This window comes from Haloarcula sp. Atlit-120R, assembly GCF_003665885.1.
Taxonomy (GTDB): domain Archaea; phylum Halobacteriota; class Halobacteria; order Halobacteriales; family Haloarculaceae; genus Haloarcula; species Haloarcula taiwanensis.
In genome coordinates, this window is sequence record NZ_QPLN01000003.1 from 451,775 (window position 1) to 472,358 (window position 20,584).

The 20,584-nt window shown below is 58.9% G+C and carries 27 protein-coding genes; 16 read left to right on the forward strand and 11 right to left on the reverse strand.

Annotation, left to right across the window (positions count from 1 at the left end; translation table 11 throughout):
• Window positions 1-3: 3 nt before the first annotated feature.
• The 4 genes from DVK01_RS13945 to DVK01_RS22285 all read right to left on the reverse strand — a co-directional run bounded on the left by DVK01_RS13945 (window position 4) and on the right by DVK01_RS22285 (window position 2,325).
• Complete coding sequence (locus tag DVK01_RS13945) at window positions 4-402, reverse strand: hypothetical protein (protein WP_115804010.1); 399 nt, start codon at window positions 400-402, stop codon at window positions 4-6.
• Window positions 403-413: 11 nt separating this feature from the next.
• On the reverse strand, window positions 414-1,559 hold the full coding sequence (locus DVK01_RS13950) for an NAD(P)/FAD-dependent oxidoreductase (protein ID WP_101351543.1): 1,146 nt from the start codon (window positions 1,557-1,559) through the stop codon (window positions 414-416).
• Complete coding sequence (locus DVK01_RS13955; RefSeq protein ID WP_121513121.1) at window positions 1,556-1,804, reverse strand: sulfurtransferase TusA family protein; 249 nt, start codon at window positions 1,802-1,804, stop codon at window positions 1,556-1,558. The genes DVK01_RS13950 and DVK01_RS13955 overlap by 4 nt, the downstream gene beginning before the upstream one ends.
• A gap of 158 nt (window positions 1,805-1,962) precedes the next feature.
• Entirely contained in the window at window positions 1,963-2,325 is a 363-nt protein-coding gene (locus DVK01_RS22285; protein ID WP_199722349.1) for a hypothetical protein, read from the reverse strand.
• Between the two features lie 57 nt (window positions 2,326-2,382).
• On the opposite strand from DVK01_RS22285, the gene DVK01_RS13965 reads away from it, so the two are divergent.
• Entirely contained in the window at window positions 2,383-2,742 is a 360-nt protein-coding gene (locus DVK01_RS13965) for an FAD-dependent oxidoreductase (RefSeq protein ID WP_199722351.1), read from the forward strand.
• A 9-nt stretch (window positions 2,743-2,751) separates the two neighbouring features.
• On the opposite strand, the gene DVK01_RS13970 is transcribed toward DVK01_RS13965, so the two are convergent.
• The 3 genes from DVK01_RS13970 to DVK01_RS13980 are packed head-to-tail and all read right to left on the reverse strand — an operon-like array spanning window position 2,752 to window position 4,322.
• Complete coding sequence (locus tag DVK01_RS13970; protein ID WP_121537187.1) at window positions 2,752-3,462, reverse strand: type 1 glutamine amidotransferase; 711 nt, start codon at window positions 3,460-3,462, stop codon at window positions 2,752-2,754.
• Window positions 3,463-3,502: 40 nt separating this feature from the next.
• Window positions 3,503-4,075 carry a DsrE/DsrF/DrsH-like family protein gene (locus DVK01_RS13975; protein WP_101351546.1) on the reverse strand — a complete coding sequence of 191 codons (573 nt, stop codon included), beginning with the start codon at window positions 4,073-4,075 and terminating at the stop codon, window positions 3,503-3,505.
• A gap of 1 nt (window position 4,076) precedes the next feature.
• Window positions 4,077-4,322, reverse strand: a complete 246-nt coding sequence (locus DVK01_RS13980) for a sulfurtransferase TusA family protein (RefSeq protein ID WP_101351547.1) — start codon at window positions 4,320-4,322, stop codon at window positions 4,077-4,079.
• A 249-nt stretch (window positions 4,323-4,571) separates the two neighbouring features.
• Between DVK01_RS13980 and DVK01_RS13985 the strand changes: the two genes are divergently transcribed.
• From DVK01_RS13985 to DVK01_RS14000, 4 genes are read left to right on the forward strand one after another with little or no spacing between them, the layout of a single operon-like run.
• Entirely contained in the window at window positions 4,572-5,765 is a 1,194-nt protein-coding gene (locus DVK01_RS13985; RefSeq protein WP_121537189.1) for an MBL fold metallo-hydrolase, read from the forward strand.
• Window positions 5,766-5,771: 6 nt separating this feature from the next.
• Window positions 5,772-6,263: a YeeE/YedE family protein gene (locus tag DVK01_RS13990; RefSeq protein WP_101351549.1), complete on the forward strand. Its 492-nt coding sequence runs from the start codon at window positions 5,772-5,774 to the stop codon at window positions 6,261-6,263.
• Entirely contained in the window at window positions 6,263-6,733 is a 471-nt protein-coding gene (locus tag DVK01_RS13995; RefSeq protein ID WP_121537191.1) for a YeeE/YedE family protein, read from the forward strand. Before DVK01_RS13990 ends, DVK01_RS13995 begins: the two co-directional genes overlap by 1 nt.
• Window positions 6,734-6,754: 21 nt before the next feature.
• Window positions 6,755-7,936 carry an inorganic phosphate transporter gene (locus DVK01_RS14000; RefSeq protein WP_121537193.1) on the forward strand — a complete coding sequence of 394 codons (1,182 nt, stop codon included), beginning with the start codon at window positions 6,755-6,757 and terminating at the stop codon, window positions 7,934-7,936.
• Between the two features lie 9 nt (window positions 7,937-7,945).
• Here DVK01_RS14000 and DVK01_RS14005 read toward each other — a convergent pair whose 3' ends face one another.
• Window positions 7,946-8,785 (reverse strand): universal stress protein, encoded by an 840-nt coding sequence (locus DVK01_RS14005; RefSeq protein ID WP_121537195.1) that lies wholly within the window; start codon window positions 8,783-8,785, stop codon window positions 7,946-7,948.
• Window positions 8,786-9,163: 378 nt separating this feature from the next.
• Between DVK01_RS14005 and DVK01_RS22290 the strand changes: the two genes are divergently transcribed.
• The 7 genes from DVK01_RS22290 (at window position 9,164) to DVK01_RS14035 (ending at window position 14,366) form a co-directional block, all read left to right on the forward strand.
• Window positions 9,164-9,325 carry a hypothetical protein gene (locus tag DVK01_RS22290; protein ID WP_170084266.1) on the forward strand — a complete coding sequence of 54 codons (162 nt, stop codon included), beginning with the start codon at window positions 9,164-9,166 and terminating at the stop codon, window positions 9,323-9,325.
• Between the two features lie 3 nt (window positions 9,326-9,328).
• Window positions 9,329-10,357, forward strand: a complete 1,029-nt coding sequence (locus DVK01_RS14010; protein ID WP_101351553.1) for a sulfite exporter TauE/SafE family protein — start codon at window positions 9,329-9,331, stop codon at window positions 10,355-10,357.
• A 402-nt stretch (window positions 10,358-10,759) separates the two neighbouring features.
• Window positions 10,760-11,047 (forward strand): amphi-Trp domain-containing protein, encoded by a 288-nt coding sequence (locus DVK01_RS14015; RefSeq protein WP_101351554.1) that lies wholly within the window; start codon window positions 10,760-10,762, stop codon window positions 11,045-11,047.
• A gap of 218 nt (window positions 11,048-11,265) precedes the next feature.
• The gene (locus DVK01_RS14020; RefSeq protein ID WP_121537197.1) at window positions 11,266-11,532 is read left to right on the forward strand and encodes a helix-turn-helix domain-containing protein; all 267 of its coding nucleotides are present in this window, start codon (window positions 11,266-11,268) and stop codon (window positions 11,530-11,532) included.
• Between the two features lie 432 nt (window positions 11,533-11,964).
• Window positions 11,965-12,555 (forward strand): hypothetical protein, encoded by a 591-nt coding sequence (locus DVK01_RS14025; protein ID WP_101351556.1) that lies wholly within the window; start codon window positions 11,965-11,967, stop codon window positions 12,553-12,555.
• Window positions 12,556-12,606: 51 nt separating this feature from the next.
• Window positions 12,607-13,443, forward strand: a complete 837-nt coding sequence (locus DVK01_RS14030) for a DUF4870 domain-containing protein (protein ID WP_121537199.1) — start codon at window positions 12,607-12,609, stop codon at window positions 13,441-13,443.
• Between the two features lie 38 nt (window positions 13,444-13,481).
• Window positions 13,482-14,366, forward strand: coding sequence for a DUF6498-containing protein (locus tag DVK01_RS14035; protein ID WP_121537201.1), 885 nt, complete (start codon window positions 13,482-13,484; stop codon window positions 14,364-14,366).
• 435 nt (window positions 14,367-14,801) lie between these two features.
• On the opposite strand, the gene DVK01_RS14045 is transcribed toward DVK01_RS14035, so the two are convergent.
• Window positions 14,802-15,068: a hypothetical protein gene (locus DVK01_RS14045; RefSeq protein WP_101351560.1), complete on the reverse strand. Its 267-nt coding sequence runs from the start codon at window positions 15,066-15,068 to the stop codon at window positions 14,802-14,804.
• Between the two features lie 841 nt (window positions 15,069-15,909).
• On the opposite strand from DVK01_RS14045, the gene DVK01_RS22295 reads away from it, so the two are divergent.
• From DVK01_RS22295 to DVK01_RS14060, 3 genes are all read left to right on the forward strand, one after another.
• Entirely contained in the window at window positions 15,910-16,257 is a 348-nt protein-coding gene (locus DVK01_RS22295; RefSeq protein WP_198560263.1) for a hypothetical protein, read from the forward strand.
• 170 nt (window positions 16,258-16,427) lie between these two features.
• Entirely contained in the window at window positions 16,428-17,336 is a 909-nt protein-coding gene (locus DVK01_RS14055) for a permease (RefSeq protein WP_121537203.1), read from the forward strand.
• 165 nt (window positions 17,337-17,501) lie between these two features.
• On the forward strand, window positions 17,502-18,539 hold the full coding sequence (locus tag DVK01_RS14060) for a hypothetical protein (protein WP_101351562.1): 1,038 nt from the start codon (window positions 17,502-17,504) through the stop codon (window positions 18,537-18,539).
• A gap of 84 nt (window positions 18,540-18,623) precedes the next feature.
• Here DVK01_RS14060 and DVK01_RS14065 read toward each other — a convergent pair whose 3' ends face one another.
• On the reverse strand, window positions 18,624-19,097 hold the full coding sequence (locus DVK01_RS14065) for a hypothetical protein (RefSeq protein WP_101351563.1): 474 nt from the start codon (window positions 19,095-19,097) through the stop codon (window positions 18,624-18,626).
• A gap of 93 nt (window positions 19,098-19,190) precedes the next feature.
• Between DVK01_RS14065 and DVK01_RS14070 the strand changes: the two genes are divergently transcribed.
• Complete coding sequence (locus DVK01_RS14070; RefSeq protein WP_233562779.1) at window positions 19,191-19,874, forward strand: hypothetical protein; 684 nt, start codon at window positions 19,191-19,193, stop codon at window positions 19,872-19,874.
• A 62-nt stretch (window positions 19,875-19,936) separates the two neighbouring features.
• On the opposite strand, the gene DVK01_RS14075 is transcribed toward DVK01_RS14070, so the two are convergent.
• A complete protein-coding gene (locus tag DVK01_RS14075) occupies window positions 19,937-20,533 on the reverse strand; it encodes a hypothetical protein (protein ID WP_233562780.1) in 597 nt (198 codons plus the stop codon).
• Window positions 20,534-20,584 lie beyond the last annotated feature (51 nt).

The following is a 20,584-nucleotide window of genomic DNA, read 5'->3' on the forward strand; positions in this document are numbered from 1 at the left end:
CTTTCACTGGTTTTGCGCGGCGCGTCCGAGAGACCGAACGACCGCGAGCAAGTATCGGACGCCGGTGAGAAACTCGCCGCTTCGAATCCCATCCCAGACGTCGTGCAGGTCAACTGGTCCGCTGGAGTTCGCGTCGCCGAGTGCGCCGAGGACGGTCTGTAGCGCGCCCCGTGTGTCGTCGCTGGCGGCCGTATCCGCAAGTTCACCAAGCGAGGCCCCGGTCCCGGCGAGGGATGTGATCATCTCGTCGTCCATCGCAGCAGTCCCGAGTTCGGCTACTTCGACCAGTTCGTTGACAGTATCCAGGTTGCGGACGAACGTGGCGAACGCCTCAGGGTTCTCTTCGATGGCGGTGGTCAGTTCCTCGGTCAAGTCGTCGGCTGATGGTTGTTGTTCACTCATAAGTGGTCACCTCAGAGCAGCCCCCGCGCTGTGAGCCAGTACGACTCGTTGTAGGCAAGCTTCGACCAGTGCATGGCCCGGGTCGGCTCACTCGGTTCCGGCGGGCGTTCGTAGTCGAACTCGACGAACGTGGCGTCGTCCATCCCGGTCTCGATGAAGCAGATGGTCTTACCGCCGTAGACCGCCGTCGCTGGCTGGCCTCGAAGATCGCTTGCAAGCCGTTGAGCGACGACATTAGCCTGATAGTGCGCCGCGCTCCCGGCCTTTGGGACCCCGGTCTGGGCGGCATCGCCGATTGCGTACACGTCGTCGAAGCCGGTCGCCTCGAGCGTGTGCTTGTCGACATCCACCCACCCTCCCTCGCCGAGCCCAGCCGACTCAACGAAATCGCTACCGGTGTGTGGCGGGATAGCGACGAGGAGGTCATAGTCCAGCTCTGTCCCTTCCATCGACGTGATCGTCTGTGCCTCGGGGTCGACCGCCTCGGCGTTGAACATCGTCTCGATGCCGATGTCGCGCTCCCGGAGGCGCGGGTCGGCCCATTCCGCGATGTGTTCGTTCCCGTGGACCCGCATGATGGGGTAGGTGTACGTGATATTGAACGCCTCTCGACGGCCGCGTTCTCGGAGCCAGTCGTCGACCATGAACGTGAACTCAAGCGGCGCGGCCGGACACATATGTGGCGTCCCGACAACGCTCAGGACGATGTGGCCGCCGTCCATTTCCAAGAGTTCGTCACGGAGAGCTTGCGCACCCTCCTCCCCGTAGAAGTGGTGCCCGGCTTCAGCGAGGCCCGGAACCCGCTCCGGTTCGAGCTGTGCCCCCGTCGCGACGACGAGTTTGTCGTACGGCGCGGGGTCGATGGCGTCAACAAGTTCGAGTTCTTTTCGCTCGTAGTCCACATCGACGACGTAGTCCTGCCGGATGGTAACGCGGTCGTCGACGACCTCTCGAAGAGGCCGCCGGCCGTCCGCGGGTTCGCGCTGTCCGAACGCGACGTAGAGCCACACCGGTTTGTAGACGTGGTCTTCACTGTCGTTGAACAGCGTGATTTCGACCTCGCCGGCGGCTAGCTCTGCGTCGAGTTTCTCCGCGAGGGTGTTCGCCAGTACGGTGCCACCGGTGCCGCCACCGACGATTGCGATGTGTTCAGTCATAGTTTCTTCACGTGAATCCTGTAGTGGTCGTCCTCATCGACAATCGCGAGGACTTCGTTGCCGGACTCGTCGGCCCACTCCTGCACCTCCGTCGGCGACTTCTCGGCGTCGCTCAACAGGGCGATAACGGAACCGGTGTCGACGGCCCGAACCTCCGAAATGAGGTCCATCAGCGGACCCGGACAGGTCGCGCCCCGAGCGTCGACAGTCGTGTCAGACTCAGTGTGACTTTGATTGGTGGTCATGCTTTCTCGTCTGGACGTAGGCTAGCTATGCATTTAATAATGTGCGTTGATTCCAAGACTGTGAGAAAATACCGTTCGCTCATGCGCACCCACGTCTGGCGGTGACACACCGGTTTACCGAAGATTCGGAGAGAAGCCTCGACCACTGGGGGAGGCTGTCAGTCGCGGTATCGAGTGAGGACGAGGACTAGCAGCGCCACAACTAGTACCACCTGAACCGCCTTGTCAACGTAGCCGACAAGCGTGTAGTTGCCCGCTTTTATTACCAGCCACAGCGGGATCTGGACGGCAGTGTACGGTATCGCCGCGATGGCAAGCGTGCGCCTGCGGATGCCGCGGACGTATAACGCTGCGCCGCCGAGAAAGCCCAAGCCAGCGAGCACGAGCGGCGGTGCACCCTCAACGATGCCGGGGTAGATATGCGTTATAGCAGTAATGACTACGAGAACGACGACTGCTCGCTCGAGCGTGGCCAGCGAGGCGACTCGTCCACCGGTCGACTGCGACTGTGTCTCTGTCATGTCACAGCCGACACGCGAAACCAGCATATATCTGTGGTTGGCACACGACAACAGACCATGCCAGCACTCGACAGGCTAGTCGGCGAGGATGGACTGGAAGCCATCCGCACTAAAGCGGGCGGACGAATCGCTGTTGATGGTCTGTTCGTCGCCCTGGGCACCGCTGGTGGCACCGACATCGCGGAGGCACTCGGTAGCCCGGTCGAGGGCGGGGAACTCGAGACCGCACCCGACCAGTCGACGGCAGCCGACCGAGTATACGCGGCCAGCGACGTGACCGGTGGTCAGCAACAAATTTCCACGTCAGTCGGAGAGGGCGCTCGGGCAGCGATGGACCTGCTTGAGGATTTTCGTGGGGCCGATTACGTCGACTACAAGAAGATCGGCGACGCGACGGCACTGACGGCGGAATTCTGACGTACCGAGTCAGTCGAACCGACCCGACCGCCGCTGATGGGTGGCGACCAGTCCGAGGAAGTTCTCGAACACCGTCCTCGCCTCCTGAGCGGCCGCGACCGACTCATCGGTAATCGTTGACGTAACTGCCGCTCGCCGGTCGTCGGTGAGGTCCTTGTTGCCGATGACCCACTCGGCCGTCTCGCGGTCGTACTCGGGGTGGAACTGGACGCCGTAGCGCGTGCCGAGTCGAAACGCCTGTATGCCGTACTCGTTTCGTGCCAGTTCCACCGCGCCCGCAGGCAGTTCGGCGACCCGGTCGGAGTGTGTCTGGAACGCGGTGAACGACGACGACATGTCTGCAAACAACGGGTCCTCGCCTCGACGATTGACTGTTCGGTAACCGAGTTCGTGTTCGCCCATGTCGACCACGCGCCCGCCGAGAGACTGAGCGAGGAACTGGTGGCCCCAGCAGATCCCCAGAGCCGGGACGTCCGCGCGGTGTACAGCCCGGACCCACGACGTGAGGTCGTGAATCCAGCCGTGGTCGTCGTACACCGATGTCTGTGACCCGCTGATGACTACGCCGTCGTACCTCCAGTCGCCGCCCGCGGGCACCGGTGGGAGATGACCATCGCTGATTTTGTACACCGCCGTGTCGGCGTTGAGCGACCGGGTCAGGTTTCGTTCTGCGGGTGTCTCACCGACTGATGCATCAACGATTGCGAGTGTCTGGTTCATTAGTAGGGTCCGTCAGAAGCCGCTCAGTGGCTTTCGTCGCTCAGACGAGCAGTTGGATGTCGGACTCGGCCATGTGCTGGAGCGCGGTGGCCGCGCCGACGCCGACAGTGACGTCATCGTGGAAGTCGTCCTCGTCGTAGTCCATCAGCTCGATAGTCATCTGACACGCCTGCAGTTCGACGCCCTGGTCCAGCGACAGCTCGATGAGTTCGTCGATCGTCGCCGTCCCGTTGTCGTCGATGCGCTTTTCCATCATCCGCGTCGCCATGCGGTCCATGCCAGGCAACGCCGCGAGCGCGTTCGGCATCGGCATGTTCGGGTTACCGACAGCCGACAGCTGGAGGTCCCCGGATTTCTCCTCGTGGAGGATATCCAGTCCCCAGAACGTGTGGAACACGACGACGTCCCAGCCGAACGCGGCCGCGGTGCTGGCAAGGATAAGGGGCGGATACGCCATATCGAAGGTCCCCTGCGTCGCGATGATGGTCATCTTCTTTTGCTCGTCGTCGGCTTCCAGGTCGGCGACGGTCTCTTCGAGTTCTTCGATGCGAGCCTGTAGCTCCGCCTCGGTCATCGAATCGTCGTCACCCGCCGATGGTGTGTCCGTGCTCATTTTAGGCCGTCTTCTCGACGTAGTGTTTGTACACGTCGCCCTCGTCGACCTGTTCGAGCAGCGCCACGCCGTTCGTTCCGTCGGCCCATCCTTTGATGTCACTCATACTGCCGCTGTCGGTCGCGATGACCTCCAGTACTGAGCCCTCTGCAAGGTCGTCTATCGCCTGTTTCGTCTTGACGACCGGCATTGGGCACGATGCACCTTTCACGTCGAGCGTCTCCGCGATATCGAATGCTTCACTCATTGTTGGAAGGACTCCATCTACTGTATTGGAGCTACTGCACAATATCAGTTCGACAGTTAAAGTGTTTTCGATTATTGCACAATTCTGGCACGACAAGTACTGGCTGATCGATGCGATAAGACACTACAGAACACCTAAAACCACTATCCTCTATATACTTCCGAGTGGTTGCTGCATTAGTATTGTATGTTTTAGGGATTTCTATACAAACCCTTTTATGCCTCAACCCTGTAGCAATGAGTGTACTACATGAACGCTGAAGACTTCCCGACGCCGGACGCAGACGTCGAATCGGTCACGCCTGAGACGCTGAAATCGCGCATCGACGACGGAGAGTCGGTCACGATCCTCGACGCGCGTATGTCTGGGGACTACGAGGAGTGGCACATCGACGGGGAGAACGTCGAGTCCATCAACGTCCCGTACTTCCATTTCCTGGAAGACGAGCTGGATGCGGACATCATCGCGGACGTTCCGGATGACCGCGAGGTCACGGTTCTCTGTGCCAAAGGGGGTGCCAGCGAGTACGTCGCTGGCACGCTTGCGGAACGCGGCTACGACGTGCACCACCTCGAAGACGGAATGAACGGCTGGGCGCGCATCTACGAGACCGTCGAAGTCACCGACTACGACGGGGCTGGCACACTGTTGCAGTACCAGCGCCCGTCCTCTGGCTGTCTCGGGTATCTGGTCTACGACGGCGGCGAAGCCGCCGTCATCGACCCGCTGCGGGCCTTTGCCGACCGATACTTCGACGATGCTGACGAGCTGGGCGTCGACCTGAAGTATGCGCTCGACACGCACATCCACGCAGACCACATTTCGGGGGTCCGGGAACTCGATGCGGCGGGTGTTGAAGGCGTCATCCCCGCAGCTGCTGTGGACCGCGGGGTCACCTACGCCGACGACCTGACGACTGCCGAGGACGGCGACACCTTCGAGGTCGGCAACGTCACCATCGAGACTGTCGCGACGCCCGGCCACACGACCGGGATGACTTCGTATCTCATCGACGAGAGCCTGCTCGCCACCGGTGACGGGCTCTTCATCGAGAGTGTCGCCCGGCCGGACCTCGAAGAGGGCGACGAGGGTGCGCCCGATGCGGCCCGAATGCTCTATGAGTCACTGCAGGAGCGCGTGCTGACACTGCCCGATGACACGCTCATCGGGGGCGCGCACTTCAGCGACGCGGCCGAACCGGCGAACGACGGCACCTACACCGCACCGATCGGCCAGCTTGTCGAGGAGATGGACGCTCTCACTATGGACGAGGACGACTTCGTCGAGACGATTCTGGCCGATATGCCACCGCGACCGGCGAACTACGAGGACATCATCGCGACGAACCTCGGCCAGAACACCGTCGACGACGAGGAGGCGTTCACGCTGGAACTCGGACCGAACAACTGCGCGGCGAGCCAGGAATCGCTCGCGGGTGACTAACCGTCGATGGTAGCTGATCCTGTCCCGCTGCAACTGGCCGCCGAGCTGTTCCCCAACGGTATCAGCCGGTACGCCATCGGCGGCCTCTTCGTTGGTCTCGGCGCGGCGGTTATTTACGTGGGCACCGGCATCAGCGCCGGCGCAAGCACGTTCCTCGAATCGACGCTGTCGTACGTCTCCAGTCAGTCGCGCTTCCAGCAGTACGTCGCCTCTCGGGACTGGCGACTCGTGTTCACGCTCGGCATCATCCTCGGCGCGGCCGTGTACGCGGTCGTCTATCAGGGCGGCGCGTGGACGACAGATGTCGCCTGGTGGCGGCTGTTGCTTGGTGGGCTCTTCGTCGGTGTCGGAACCCGCGTCGGGAAAGGCTGCACTTCGGGCCACGGCGTCTGTGGCGTGGGGTCGGCCTCGAAAACGTCACTGGCGGGCGTCCTCGCCTTCCTGCTGGTCGCGATACTGACTGCACAGGTGGTCGCCGCGCTGGGGGTGACGCCGTAATGGCGACATCGACGGACCGACACCCGTTGTTCATCCCGCTCGTGCTGGTCGGCGGGCTCATCTTCGGCTTCGGCCTCGGCTACAGCCACATGGCCCGCCCCGAGGTTGTGCTGAACTTCCTCCAGTTCGAGGACTTCGGTCTGTTGTTCGTGATGTTCGGTGGCGCGGCCGTGACGGGAATCGTGTTCTTCGTCATGCCGCGCGTGCTGGACCGGGCACCGCTGACCGGCGACCCGTTCGAACGGCGGCTGAAGTCATTCGACCGGAACGTGCTTATCGGTGGCGCAATATTCGGCGTCGGCTGGGGGCTCTCCGGAATCTGTCCGGGTGCCGCATACGCCAGCCTCGGCATCGGCAACGTGACCATCCTGTGGGCGCTCGCGGGGATGTTTATCGGTGCGTACCTGCAGGGCTGGTGGCGAAGCCGGGCGACCGATGGCGTCGACCCGTCCCCCGCGGGAGCGGACTGAATTTCATCTACAGGTTTTAGAATGGAACTCCAGCTTCTCGCGCTCTTCTTGATTGCCGGTCTCGCGAGCCTGTTCATGTCGTGGGTCATCGGAGCCGGCTCCAGCGGCGCAACACCCTTCGCGCCCGCTGTCGGTGCCAACGCCATCTCGACGATGCGGGCGGCGTTTGTCGTTGGCATCTTCGGGCTCGCGGGTGCGGTGACACAAGGGGCGAACGTCTCTGAAGCGGTCGGACGCGGCCTCGTCGGCGGCGTCACCCTCCCCGCTACGGGGGTCATCGTTGCGCTGCTGGCCGGCGCTGGGCTGATGGCCGTCGGCATCTACACCGGCTACCCCATTGCAACGGCGTTTACTGTGACCGGCGCAATCATCGGTGTCGGGATGGCTCTCGGTGGCACCCCTGTCTGGGGGAAGTACCAGCAAATCGGTGCCGTCTGGGTCCTGACACCGGTTGTCGGCGGCGGGTTCGCCTACGCCATCGCGAGTGTGCTGCCGCGGCCTGATGTCCCGGAGGCGGCCACGGTTCCAACGCTCGCGGCGCTGGTCGGCGTCGTACTGGCCAACGTCGAGTTCGCGTTTCTCGGGCCCGACGGCGGTCCCGGCTCGCTGACGAGCCTCGGCCCGCGACTGCTCGACATCGACGGCGTCGTGGCAACAGTCGCCCTCTCCGGCACTGTTGCAGCCGTGGTGTGGGCCGCGGTGTACCGAGACATCCGCCACGACGAGGCGGGCGGACTCAGACGCGTCCTGCTGGCGCTCGGGTCACTGGTCGCCTTTTCAGCCGGGGGGAGTCAGGTCGGTCTGGCGGTCGGTCCGTTGCTCCCACTGCTGGACGATGTCGGTGTACTCTCGCCAGCGGCCGTCCTGCTGGGGGGCGGCCTCGGAATTCTGGTCGGATCGTGGACCGGTGCACCACGGATGATAAAATCGCTCGCACAGGACTATTCTTCGCTGGGCCCACGGCGCTCTATCGCCGCGCTCATCCCCTCGTTCCTCATCGCGCAACTCGCCGTCTTCCTCGGTGTGCCGGTGTCGTTCAACGAGATTATCGTCAGTGCGATCATCGGAAGCGGTGCCGCAGTCGGCGGCAGCGAGGCGGTTGACCCACGGAAGATTCTGGTCACCGTGGGTGCGTGGGCCGGGTCGTTCACGCTTGCGCTGGCCGTCGGCTTCGGGTCTATGACCGCAATGAATGCGTTTTGAACGCCGGTTTCAGGCGGTTCGCGGGGGCGGGACGAGGTAGACGTTTCCGTTCGCCCGCGCGACAATATCTTCGGAGACGCTACCGAGCAAGAGCCGACGCATCCGGCTCCGGCCACGAGAGCCGACGAGCGTCGTCGTTGGCGTCACGGACGCTTCGACATCGAGAATCGCCTCGGCGGGGTCGCCACGGCGGATCTCGACGGTCGTTTCGATGTCCCACTGCGCCAGTGTGTCCGCGAGTGAGTCAAGACGCTCGGACGGCTCTTTTTCGGTTGGCGCATCTTTCGGTGATTCGACGTGGACGAGCGTCGCTTCCTGCGTCGCGTGACGGAGATACTGAAACGCGTCAAAGGCACGCGCCGCGTTCTCGGAGAAGTCAGTTGCATAGAGCACCCGCTGGAACAGGTGCTCCCTGAGTACGTCCGGCTCGTCGGTACTGCGTTCGATGCGGTTGACCAGCAGCGGCACCACCGTGGTTCGCGCGAGGTTCCGGGCCGTGGAGCCGATGACGCGGTTGTCCAGTGGACTCTGCCCTCTGGACCCGATTATTGTCATGTCGGCTTTCTCTGCCTCTGCGATACCATTGATACGGCGATGGGGTGTCCCACGCACGACGTGGGTCTCGGTCTCGAACCCAGCGTCTTCCATCACGTTCTGGTACCGCGTGAGGCCTTGCTCGCGCCGCTTGCTGAAGTTCATCCCCGGCATCCCTGCGTGGACGTTCGATGGGATGACGGTGACAAGGTAGATCGTATCGACACCGATGCGTCCGAGGCACTCGAGACACGTCTCGTTCTGTATCGCCGCTTCACTCGCCGCCGAGAGGTCTGTCGCATAGATGGCTCTCATACTTGACGATACGCGACCGGTTACTAATATTGTTTTGATTGCACAATACATCTGAGTGCGTGTTGGGAATCAGGGCTGCAGTCTCACCTGACATCCGGTCGGTTTCGGGAACTACGCCGCACTGGTCTGCACTTCGAGCAACGCAACGGAGGAGTGCGCTCAACTTTATTACGGGCAAAATATAGGCTTTTGAAGCGGGGCCGGACGTGGTCAATATCCACATAACGTATACAGATATCCCCGTGGGATAGCGGTGTGATACTTGTCAATAATATTGTCCACCAGTCCCAAAACCGTTATCAGTACCCTTCGTCTAGGATAGGTCGAGTAGAAAAGTATGATATATGCACGACAGCACAACTTCGGAGGCGAACTTCCATGGTAGACCTCGCGGCCTTCACATCGATGGGCGCAGGCGGCATCGACGCGGCGATGCTCATCGGCGCGGTACTCCTGGAGGCGGCCATCCTCTACGTCGGGTACGGAGCAGTGGAAGAGGTATTCGGACAGCGTGTCGTCGAGCGGTTGCGAGGGGAGTGACCGATGGAGATACTTGGACTCAGCCTGGCGATGGTGGTGTTGTTTGTCGGGTTCGGCCTGCTCATCGGCGTTCTCTTTGGCTTCTTCGGGATGGGTGGATCGTTCCTTGTCACCCCGGCGCTCCTAGTGATGGGGTATCCCACCCGAGTCGCCGTCGGAAGTGGGCTCGCGTTTGTGTTCGGTACATCGGTCATTGCCACACTGAAGCACAGAGACATGGGACAGGTCGATTACAAACTGGGAGTGCTGATGATCGCCGGGACGACTGCCGGCATCGAAGCCGGGAAAGAGATTGTCCTCCATCTGGAGGCGCTCGGGCTGGCTGGCAGTATCATCAGCGTCACGTACGTCGTCCTCCTGGGCGGTATCGGCGCGTTCGTCACCTACGAGGCACTTCGAGGTGGCGATAGCGGCGAGGGGATTGACCACGATGCCGCGGCGGGCGACATCGACGCCGACGACATCCCGGAGATAGCTAAAACGATTCAATCGTACCGCATCCCGCCGATGATATCGCTCCGTGGCGGCGTCAGCGTCTCCCTCTGGATGATACTTGGTGTCGCGTTCGTCACCGGCTTGCTTTCGGGCTTCCTCGGTGTCGGCGGCGGATTCATCCGTATGCCCGCGCTGTTCTATCTCATCGGAGTTCCCGTCCCCATCGCTGTCGGGACTGACCTCTTCGAGATTGTCTTCTCCGGCGGGCTCGGGAGCTTCCTGTACGCGCTGGACGGCGGTGTCGACCTCGGTATCGTGCTCCCACTGCTGGCGGGAAGCGCCTTTGGGGCCCGCGTAGGGTCCGCTGCGACGAGCATCGTCGACGAGGATGAGATCAAGGTGTACTTCGGGCTCATGTTGCTCGGTGGGGCTCTCGCCGTCGCAGTCCGTGAAATCGGCAACGTCTACAGTATCGACGCCCTGAATACGGTCAGTCTGGCGCTCATCCTTGGTTCCGCACTGCTGGTCAGCGGTGCTGTCGTCTACAGCAGCATCACTGCGCTCCGGGAAGAGAGTCAGTCGTCATCGACCGTGTGAACATATTACCGACAGCCCGTTAATCGGTACAGTGCTGTTCGAGGCAAACATCAACAAAATAATAATTCCGGACACAGCCACCAGCTAATCCATTCCTCGAAGACTGGATTGCTGACATACTTTATCGGCGCTGAACCGTTATGGAAAACAGACCGATCTACCGCCTGTTTCTCCACTCTTCGAGAGTGGCGATGTGATCATCGCTCGCTTCGAACGATGCTACGTCCACAGAATGGTGGTCTGTCATCGTTTGCATATCGGATTTAGTACACCCAGCGATACGATAACTGTCCCGCGCTGGGAATAGAACAAGATTTTTTCGAGAGAAGAGACCGAAGCCTGTTCGTGATGTAGTCGTCTGGAGGGCGGGTTTATTTGGACAGCCTGTGTACTACTTCCCGTATGCCAGAAGAAGTGCTGTTCAAATCGGAACGTGACCAGAGTCGAGAAGAGATTGCATCGTACCTCCGGACAGTCGCGGACAATCTCGACAGCGGGGCTGATATCACTCTGAAAGCAGGCTCTGAGACCGTAACACTGTCTCCCCCTGCTCGACCGACCTTCGAAGTCAAAGCTGAACGTGAAGGGCCGGCAGGTAACATGACCGAGCTGAGTGTCGAGTTCGAACTCGAGTGGGACGAGAGCGATGCTGAGGACGGCGGCGGAAGTAGTCAGTTGGAAATCGAGTAACATCCCGCACACACCGAAATACTGTCAAGTATGTTCAAGCTGCTGGTCACATTCAGCCTACCTATCGCTCACATCTTGCAGTCTCGATACGACAGAGAGTAGTGAGTAAACGATGCAGTTGATATGGGTGACGGATTCACCGTCCTCGCGGACACCTGCACCAATCAACGTCACGAGTCGCGTGACGCCGTGGTCGTTCATCGCGGAAAGTATACCTCATCGGGAAGGCCCATACACTGGCGGTTCTTAGCGCGTTCGCGTTCGCCGAGGAGCCGCTCCGGTTTAGCGATCTTGAGACCAACCTCGATGTCGCGCCGAGCACGCTCTCGACGCGGCTGAAAGAGTTGAACGAAGCAGGGTTACTCGGCCGTAAAGCCTACAACGAAGTTCCACCCCGCATGGAGTACACACCGACTGCAAGGGCGGAATCGCTGTTTCCCGTGTTTGCGCACCTCCACCACTGGGCAATCGAGTACGAACTCTAAGGCCGATTCCTGAAGCAATACTCGAAGTCTACGATTACCGAGAGTCGAGGAGAAAGCCCCGTGCTTTAGCGCGGGGAGGATGTCGGTCTGTCTCCAACGCGAAAGGTGTGTCATCGACAGGGGGGAACCGTTTCGTCGCTTTGTTGGCGATCCAGACCAGCACGAACTGCTCTCGGCTTTGGTAGTCGTCTCAACACAGCCGCTCCCGTTGAGAGCGCTCACTATTCGTGGTTCCACATCCTGTTGGGAGTCCGCGGCTCCGAACCTCCGTCAGTTTGTTTTTTCAGAGGCTGCATCCCAACTCGGTGTCGTATGGTGGTTTCTCAGCTACTGAAGATAGGCGCTCTCCGTTTCACGGCCGTCAAATTGCAGTTCAAGGGGATGAAATCCTCGTCTGATTTTAATTATCCCCGTCAACTATCCGACGGTACCGTGTCCGCGATTCCAACCTGGATCGATGAACGGATTGACCGGAACCTCGACAACACACTCACACAGGAACACGTCGTCGAGACGATGCTTGCGTCCGATCGACCGTTCTTTTCGATCCGTCAACTGCATGCGCGCATCAAGCCTGAGGTTAGTCGGGCCACGGTTCGGAACCGGCTTCAGGAACTACAGGAGATCGACGTTGTCGCAACTGAGACGTATCCTGACTCGATCAGCCTGTACTACATCAACCATCCAGAGTCGGACTGGCCGGTATCGCCCGAGGGCAAACATGCGCTGAACGCAAACACCCCGCTGGATCGGCTCTCCACTCGCGGATTCCTTACCTTCTCGGACACGGCCGGAATCCGCACACTTGTGCTCGCTGGGTTCCAGTTGAGCCTTGTCATGTTCGCACTCGGTGGCGTCCTCACGGTCGCTGGGACTGACGTGCGCGGGACCCAAAGTGACATCGTTCTCTGGGGCACCGCGTTTGATCTAGTATTCGTGAGCATACTGTTGCTCGTCACCGAACGGACTGTTCGGTGGGTTCGTGACAGATACGGCCCACTGAACGTCCTGCCGTCGACCTAAGCAAAGTGAATCAGAGATCAGTACCACAGTTCGAAGCCTGCCACGCAACCCATGTCCTCCACACCACCCACGCCCGGACCCAAACTGCTCGATGACCGCTCACTCAGTGGAATCCTCATCCATTTCTTCGCGATTCCAACCGGTGTCGTCGGAGCTGGACTCCTGTACCTCCTCGCCACTGACGAATTCACAAAGCGAAACGCCCGTAATGCACTTGACTGGCACCTCACCGTGTTGCTGATAACAGCCATCACGCTCGGCTCTTTCCTCACTTATGCCGAACTTACTGGACAGGGCATCACCGATGTTTCTGTTCTTCCGTCGTCCGTGTCGACGATTGCCGGTATCGCTATCTCCGGACTTTTTACCCTTTGGTTCGGTGTCACGGTTTGGACATTCGCCGTCGGACTCATTGCAATGGTAAAAGCCATCTTCGGGACAGCATGGCGGTATCCGTTTTCGTTAGCTCTCGTTGAGCAGCTTGAATTACGTATCGATCTCCCCGGAGGATGGCCGCTTGTTATATTCGGGTATGTCGTCCTGTCACCACTCGTCATCTGGGCCGTTTTCTTTGCTTCAACAACTGATCTCGTGTCGATTCTTTCTGCTTTCGGACTTGTCGGACTGATACTGGTTTTGACCCCGCTAACAGGGGTCGCAATGTATCTTCATAGCCGGGGAGATTGGCTCCGAGAGACCACTCAGCAGCCATACCTTCTCGCACACGTCGGCATTCCTATCCTTGTCGCTGCTATCGGCTATGCAGTTTCACTGGAGTTCACACAGTCCATATACCCGCAAGGCGATGCGATGTATGTCTTCCTTGCTGCATTCTGGATGTCCGCAATCGTCTACTTGCTTCGATGGTGGACGAGACCGTCAAAATAGAAATACAATTATCTCAGCCGCACTGACACCCCTTCTGGATGTCTTCAGCGGCCCTCCAGCGACCTGCTGACCGGCAGTGGCTCACACTGACTCTTGTTCTTGTCTCGAATTCACTTCCGGTAGCAGGAGTCGTGGTTCTGGGATGGCGTGCAGCCGAAATACTGGTCCTCTACTGGATCGAGGTCGTCGTAATGGTGGCTGCCTACAGCGTGGCAGCACTGTTCGCGAAACAGCCAGTCGTCCTAAAAGACCGCGAATTCTATATCGTTGGCTACGGGAGACGCGAGGAGATCAACGAGGACAACTGGAGCGGCGAGCCCGAACCGATGGACAGGCTCAAAAGCGTGTTTCCGGATGCAGTCGAGTCGCGCCTCCCCCCGATGTATCGGCGGAACTTCCCTGTTGTCGGACGGTCGCTGGCCGTCGTGCTGTTTCTCGCCATACTGTGGGGCTATCTAACTAACACCCTGTCGAATCCGGTGACTGCCCTTCGGTCACCGACTGTCATACTCGGATCACTGCTAGTCTGTACGTCGCAACTCGCTGAACTCCGACGGGAGTATTTCGTACCGAGGACGTACGAAGACTGGTCGGCATATATGACAGTTGAGGCGGCACAGCGGGTCGTTGCCTTTTATATTATGCTGGCGATTGTCGTGGTTCCTGTGACTATTATCGGCCTGTTGGTGCTCGGACTCATACTCGATCTGGTTTTCGGTGGGCTCGTTATTCCTGACGCTGCGGGTGGTGCGTCCGGACTCGATCTATCGGTTTTCGCTCCTGTGGTCGTTTTCTCAGCGGGGAAAGCCGTGGTCGACTGGTCACGGCGGGCCGTCGGCATCCGAACCGATGCGGACGGGCTTGCAGGCTGGTTCACACCGGAGAACCCGCACCTCCGTGAGTGGGAGCAAGAGCGTCGATGAATTCACAACCTCCCATGAAATTGCTCACCCTGTCTTTCCGTGGAGGCGATCACTCGGACACTCACGCATGACGTGAGCGGTATTTGGGACAAGTACACCGCCGGTAGACGGCCATTTGACCTTCTCAGTCCTCCGGGTGCGTTGCAAGGTCAACCAGTGACCGCGGCGGTTACTGCTCATCGCCGAATCGGCACCGGTGGTGTCGATGCCGTGCGCTCGCTCAGGGTTAACCGGGATGGTGGTAGTCATAGAGGGGGCGTGGTTCGGGAATGCCCTGGATGATATGGTTCCCGGTGTCGGTGTCTCGGTTGGACACGACATCGTGTTGGACAGCATCGCACTCTCCCGCGCTTCGAGCGCAGCCGTGAAATCACCACTGCAAGACAACACAGAGTCCCATTGTATTCACCTGTATACCGTTCTGCGAGCACTGGACTACTCCCAGTAGACATCAATCGGTTCACCAGCGAGTCGTGCGCGGACGAACAGGTACGTGTAATGGACGGGGACGTAGCCGAGACAGAGTAACCAGCCCTGTGGGTTTGAGACTAACGCCCATGTGCGTTCAATGCCTCTCACACCGTCCGCTGAGAGCGCTTGCAGGCCGGTAACCGACTCAAGAGCCGGTCCGATGACCATCACAAATATGTACATGTAGAGAATGGCCACGACAAGAATTTCGAGCGATTGGTCAGCACTCATCGTTCGTCAAGTGGCAGACTGTAGCTGTAGGCGACACATAAAGTCACGCTGTGGATAGCTGGCATATCTATTGGCTGCGCCGACGGAGACGCCCCTGTAATCGTCACGTTTTCGCCACACGCTGCACCGATTAGCCACCCTATTTCTCGGACGATACTCACACCTTCTCCCTGAGCAACTGAATTCACCGCAGTCAATTCGCATCCTCGCTGGGTTTTTTCAATCGCTGCTATGAGGAAATAACTCGCTCTACAGCGGCTACAACGAGTTGTATAGGTCTTCGATCGAGCGTCGGAAGTAGTCCCGACAGGTGTCCGGAGCTAGATCAGCTGACTCTGTTGAAACCCCTGCTCACTGGGAGTCTGCAGTGGCTGTGCTGAATACAGGGCACGAGTCGGGCACAGTCAGTGATACTGACGTATTTGTCCACCGATGGAAATGACCGCTTCACCGTGTCACAGGCCTGTTTATATGATTTTCAGAAGTATCGGTATCATGGCATTCCTTGAACACACCACCCTCGGCGTTCACGTCCTCTTTGGCTTCGTCGCACTCACGGCCGGTGCTGGCGCGCTCCTCACGAAAAAAGGTGCTCCTGGCAGCGACGGCTCGGCCGCACGTACGTGTACGCGATGGCAGTCGTCTCGGTCACGGTACTCGGACTGCTCGTGGTCGGCCAAACGATGCTCCGGGTGTTCCTTGGCTTCGTCGCCGTGTTCAGCTTCTACGTCGCGTTCTCCGGCTATCGTGTCCTCTCCCGGAAACGAACTATCGACACCCATAGCATCGTCGACTGGGTGGCCACCGGACTCTTCGGTGTGTCTGGCGTCGCCTTGCCGCCATGGGTACGTGGTTCCTCAGCGACGGGAACCAGTTCGGAATCATCATGCTCGTCTTCTGTGGTATCGCGCTCACCGCGACTGTGAGCGATATCCGCCAGTTTCGCGCCACTGACCTCGAACCCCGCACGTGGTTTTTCGAGCACATCCAGCGCATGGGTGGAGCGTATATCGCGACTATCACCGCGTTCATTTCGACAAATGTGAGAGACGTCTCGGTTGGTCTCCTGCCGGTAATATGGTTGACTCTCGTCGCCGTCGGTACCACTGCCGTCTGGTACGTCTCCCGGCAGTACAGGGCCAAGTTCGACCGTGGCACCGACCATCAGCCAGCGGTGGTACAGGAATGAAGTGAAACCCCGCTTATCAGCACTATTTACGACGTGAATCGTGGGATTATGATCTCGAATTATCGCCGGGAGAATTGAGTAAGCTCATCTTTAACACCCATCCGAACAAAATGACAAATTGAATGAGCCCTGCATCTACATCGAACAGGTCCCCCGAATCTTCCGATCCTGTGTCGGGCTATCGCGACACGCTCAGGTCGGCCTATCACGATTATATCGGCGAACCGGCGAAAGAGCGAGACATCTATGTCGGGTTTGGCCTCTTCTTCGCTGGGGTCACGCTTGCCGTTGTCGGATTCTGCCTCTTTTTGTACAGTAACGTGCTTGAATCCGGGAGTACACTGTACTGGCAGATCCGAGAGGTCGCACTCGTCGTCGGGTTCATCGGGCTTCCCTCCGTGCTATTGAGCGTCGTCGTGCTCCTCCCGGTGGGTTTCAAGACCCGGTTTGTCAGTGCCGCTGGCGCGGTCTTCTGTCTCGCTGCAACTGTAATTCTGGTTGATGTCTTCCCGTACGGATGGACAACCAGTGAGGGTATCAATGGGAGCGTCTGGACGATTAGCGTCTACGCTACTGGCCTAGTTACGCTTGCAGCTTCGACAGGAGCGGCACTGGTCGCGCATTATCTTGAGCAGGCGACAGCCCCAAGCGAATCGACCGAATCGCTTGAGTCAGCCGAGAGTGAATCAGAGTCGGTCAGCAAAGCCGATGTCGACAACGACATACAGCAGGCTCTGGAGGGGGCGGAGCTATCGTGGGGTGGCGTCGAACAACAGCCAAAGACGAAGCGGCTGAATCTGGATATGCCGGACACAGACTCGGACCTCGACCGGACGGCCATCGAGAACTCCGAGGCGACCACGACACGGGCCGACAGCAACGACGTTGACGACGCAGTAGACGGACTCAGGCAACTGCAGGGAGGCCAATCAAAGACGGACCGAGGTACTGGAACCGAAGAGCAGGTCAACGCGCTTACCGAGTTCCGGAATGAACAGAGTGAAGGCGATGATGTGGAAACTGGTGTCGAGGAGCAGAAGGGACTTCTGAGACGTCTTCGGTCATTATTATTCGATTAATCCGTCTGACTGAGCCACATGACATCTACGGCGTCAGTCTCGGAGCGTAGGTTTTACCGTGTTAGTAGACTCCTACGCACCGTCGCTGTAGTGTTGGTACGTAAGTTGTAATTGGTTCTATATTATAGGCTAGTTTTTTCAACTTGGTGGGAGGAATACAACTGTATGCCCCAAGGTCTCGATGTTGGTACGATGAACCTCCTGTCTGCACGTCAAGACGGTAACGAGACAGTGTTCGTGCAGCAGCGGAACTCCTTTGTTGAAATTGACTACAGCGACATGGCCGAACAAATGCTGTCGCGAAGTGACGTTCTCCACATCCGCAAAGATGATCGGGTCTATATCGTTGGTGATGACGCCCTGAATTTCGCGAACATCTTCAGTGAGGAGACACGGCGACCGATGCAGGCTGGGATTCTCTCAAGCGACGAGCAATCAGCCATTCCGATGATTAAGCTCATTACTGAACAGGTAGTCGGACAACCGGAGTATCCGAACGAGCGGCTGTTTTTCTCGGTTCCTGCGGACCCTATCGACGCCGATGTCTCGACGCTGTATCATCAAAAGACCATTGAGTCACTGCTTACTGATATGGGATACAGCCCGGAGCCGATCAATGAGGGGATGGCTGTTATCTACTCCGAGCTAGCAAATCGTGAGTTCACCGGCCTCGGTATCAGCTTCGGCGCAGGGATGACCAACGTCTGTCTGTCGTACTATGCAGTCCCCGTCATGAAGTTCTCTATCGCACGCGGTGGTGACTGGATTGACGAGCAAGCTGCACAGGCGACTGGCACGCCCGTCGATAAGGTTACCTCGGTAAAAGAGGAAGACTTCGCGCTAAACTTCGAGACGGATGTCGGTGGGATTGAGGGTGCGCTGAGCATTTATTACGATAATCTCCTCGACTACGTCATCGAGAACATCATCAGTGAGGTTGATGAAGAGGATGTCGAGGAGGGACTGGATGTCCCGGTTGTCGTAACTGGCGGGACATCGAGTCCTGACGGCTTTGAAGAGCTGTTCGCCGAACGGATCAACGACTCTGAGATTCCGTTCTCGATTAGCGATGTCCGTCAGGCTGAGAACCCACTGTATAGCGTTGCACAGGGAGCGCTCGTCGCAGCGCGGTCGGAAGAAGAGCGGGAAGGGCAAGCCGAGCAAGCCGAGCAGGCCGAAGAGCCGGACACCACCGCCGAGTAGCGGGTATTCACCGATCGCACTACTGCTCGCCTGCGTCAGTTGGGACCTGCTCCCCGCTCCAAGCGATAGACCCGACAGTGGGCATTACTCAGTTTCCTCCCCGTTTTCGACGGCATCAGTGTCTGTGTTTTGATTGTTCCCATCGCTCTCATCATATTTGGCTGTGGGTTCGCCACTCAGTTCGCGTTCACTCTCGTCAATAACGCGGTTCAATTCGTCAGCAGCGTCCTGTTGGAACGTGTTCGCATCAGATCCCAGAGAGATGCCGACTGAAACACCAGCCTGTTCAAGCGAGAGCTCTGGTTGGTCTGTGGGCTCGTCACGTTCCGGAATCGGGACGCTGGGTATTCTGTCAGTATTTTCCGGCTTGCCGAGGTTAGAGTCGGGATGTTGGTTGAACCGGGTAAATGCGAATTCCCAGGACTCTGGAGGGGTGGCCTCGGTGTGATGTGACGCAGAGATGCCTGCGAAGCCGCACGATTCACAGACGATAGCTGTTTGATCAGCGGTCGCAAGCGTATATGTGCTGAGGTCTGAATCGCAGCGGGGACACCACATACCAGAGTATGCGTGTCTCTGCTATACAATGGTTCCGTCAGTTTTCGCCGTCCAGGGAACGAGTTATGAGATGGGCGGCCAATGTTAGAGGCGATGCCGGAGATCGAGATTACGGACACACAACAGGCGGATTTAACATCGGTGCAGGAGGATCTCGAAGACGCGTTCATCAAGACGTACGGTCATATTCGTACGCAGGATGTTGTTGCCTACCTCCTCGATACGTACACACCGCCGGACCGGCTCGAAGACGAGCAAGGCCTGAGTCGTCCCGACTACGAGCGAATCGCCGAAGCTGAGTATCCGGAACTCCAGCGCATCGCATCCGATGTGCCAGAGGTTCCCGGAAGTGGTATTGAAGCCGACGAGATGCGAGGGAAACTGCTCTCGGCGCTTGGGACGAGTGAACTCGCGACGCGCCTTGCAGACATCGAAGCCGACACGAGCGCGAGCAAAGGTACTGAAGAGGGGGAAACTGGTCCAGATAGACCTGGAGAGACGTCGAGCGACGGGCACGGTGGAGCACACGGCGGTGCCCAGACTGGTCCAGCATCCGCTGCCGTCGAAACCGATGACGCAGCCGAACCAACCGAGGCAGCCAACAACAGTCCGGGAGATGCCCTTTCGGTCGCGAACCGTTTACTGACCGAACATGATGAAAAGTGGACTCGGTCGGACGAAAACGACGAACCATACGAAGTCACACTCCCCGATGGGTCGACAGTGAGCGCGCGGACAAAAGACGACGTGCGAAAACTGCTGTTCCAAAACTACTGATCGGACACGCACCGGGAAACGACCATCTCCCCAACGCGCTCTGATGGGGCCACGTCGACGGCTCACGACTCGCTGTCTACTGTGTCCTCGAGGTAGCCGACTCGACACTGCGGACAGACATCACCGGCAAAGAACGACGACTCACTCACAGGGAGTTCGAACGCACACCTTGGGCACGTATATGTGGGATCCGAGTCGGTTGTAGTATTCTCTCCGTCGTCCACTGTGGGCGTGCTCCGGTCCCGGTCGTTTCTACTATCTGGCCCTTCGGATGTTTCAGACGGTGAGTGTGGAGTATCTGTAGCAGCATCGATGATGACTGCATCGTCGCTGTTCAGCGGCGTGGTGCCGGCGTCGGCTGGCTCCTGTGGTTCTGAATCAGACAGGATCACAGCATCGTCAGTCCGTTCTGGTGGTGTCGGTGGAGTCTCCGTCGTAGACGCATCACTCACTTCCGTATCCGAGGGTTGGTCCCCGACCGTGTCCGGCGCAGTCGACGCTGATTCGGGCGACTCGGTCGGGTCCGGTTCCGCCGCCTGCGCCCTGTCTGTCGCTTCGGTCTCGTCTGCTGCGTTCTCTTGCCGTTCCACTGGCTGCCGAGTCTCGGCGCTGTATTCGGCCTTGTCCGGCAGGCCGTCATTTGCGTCAGATTCTTCCATAGTGGATATCAAACCGTGGTTCTCAGAGATATTGCGGATATAGCCACATCG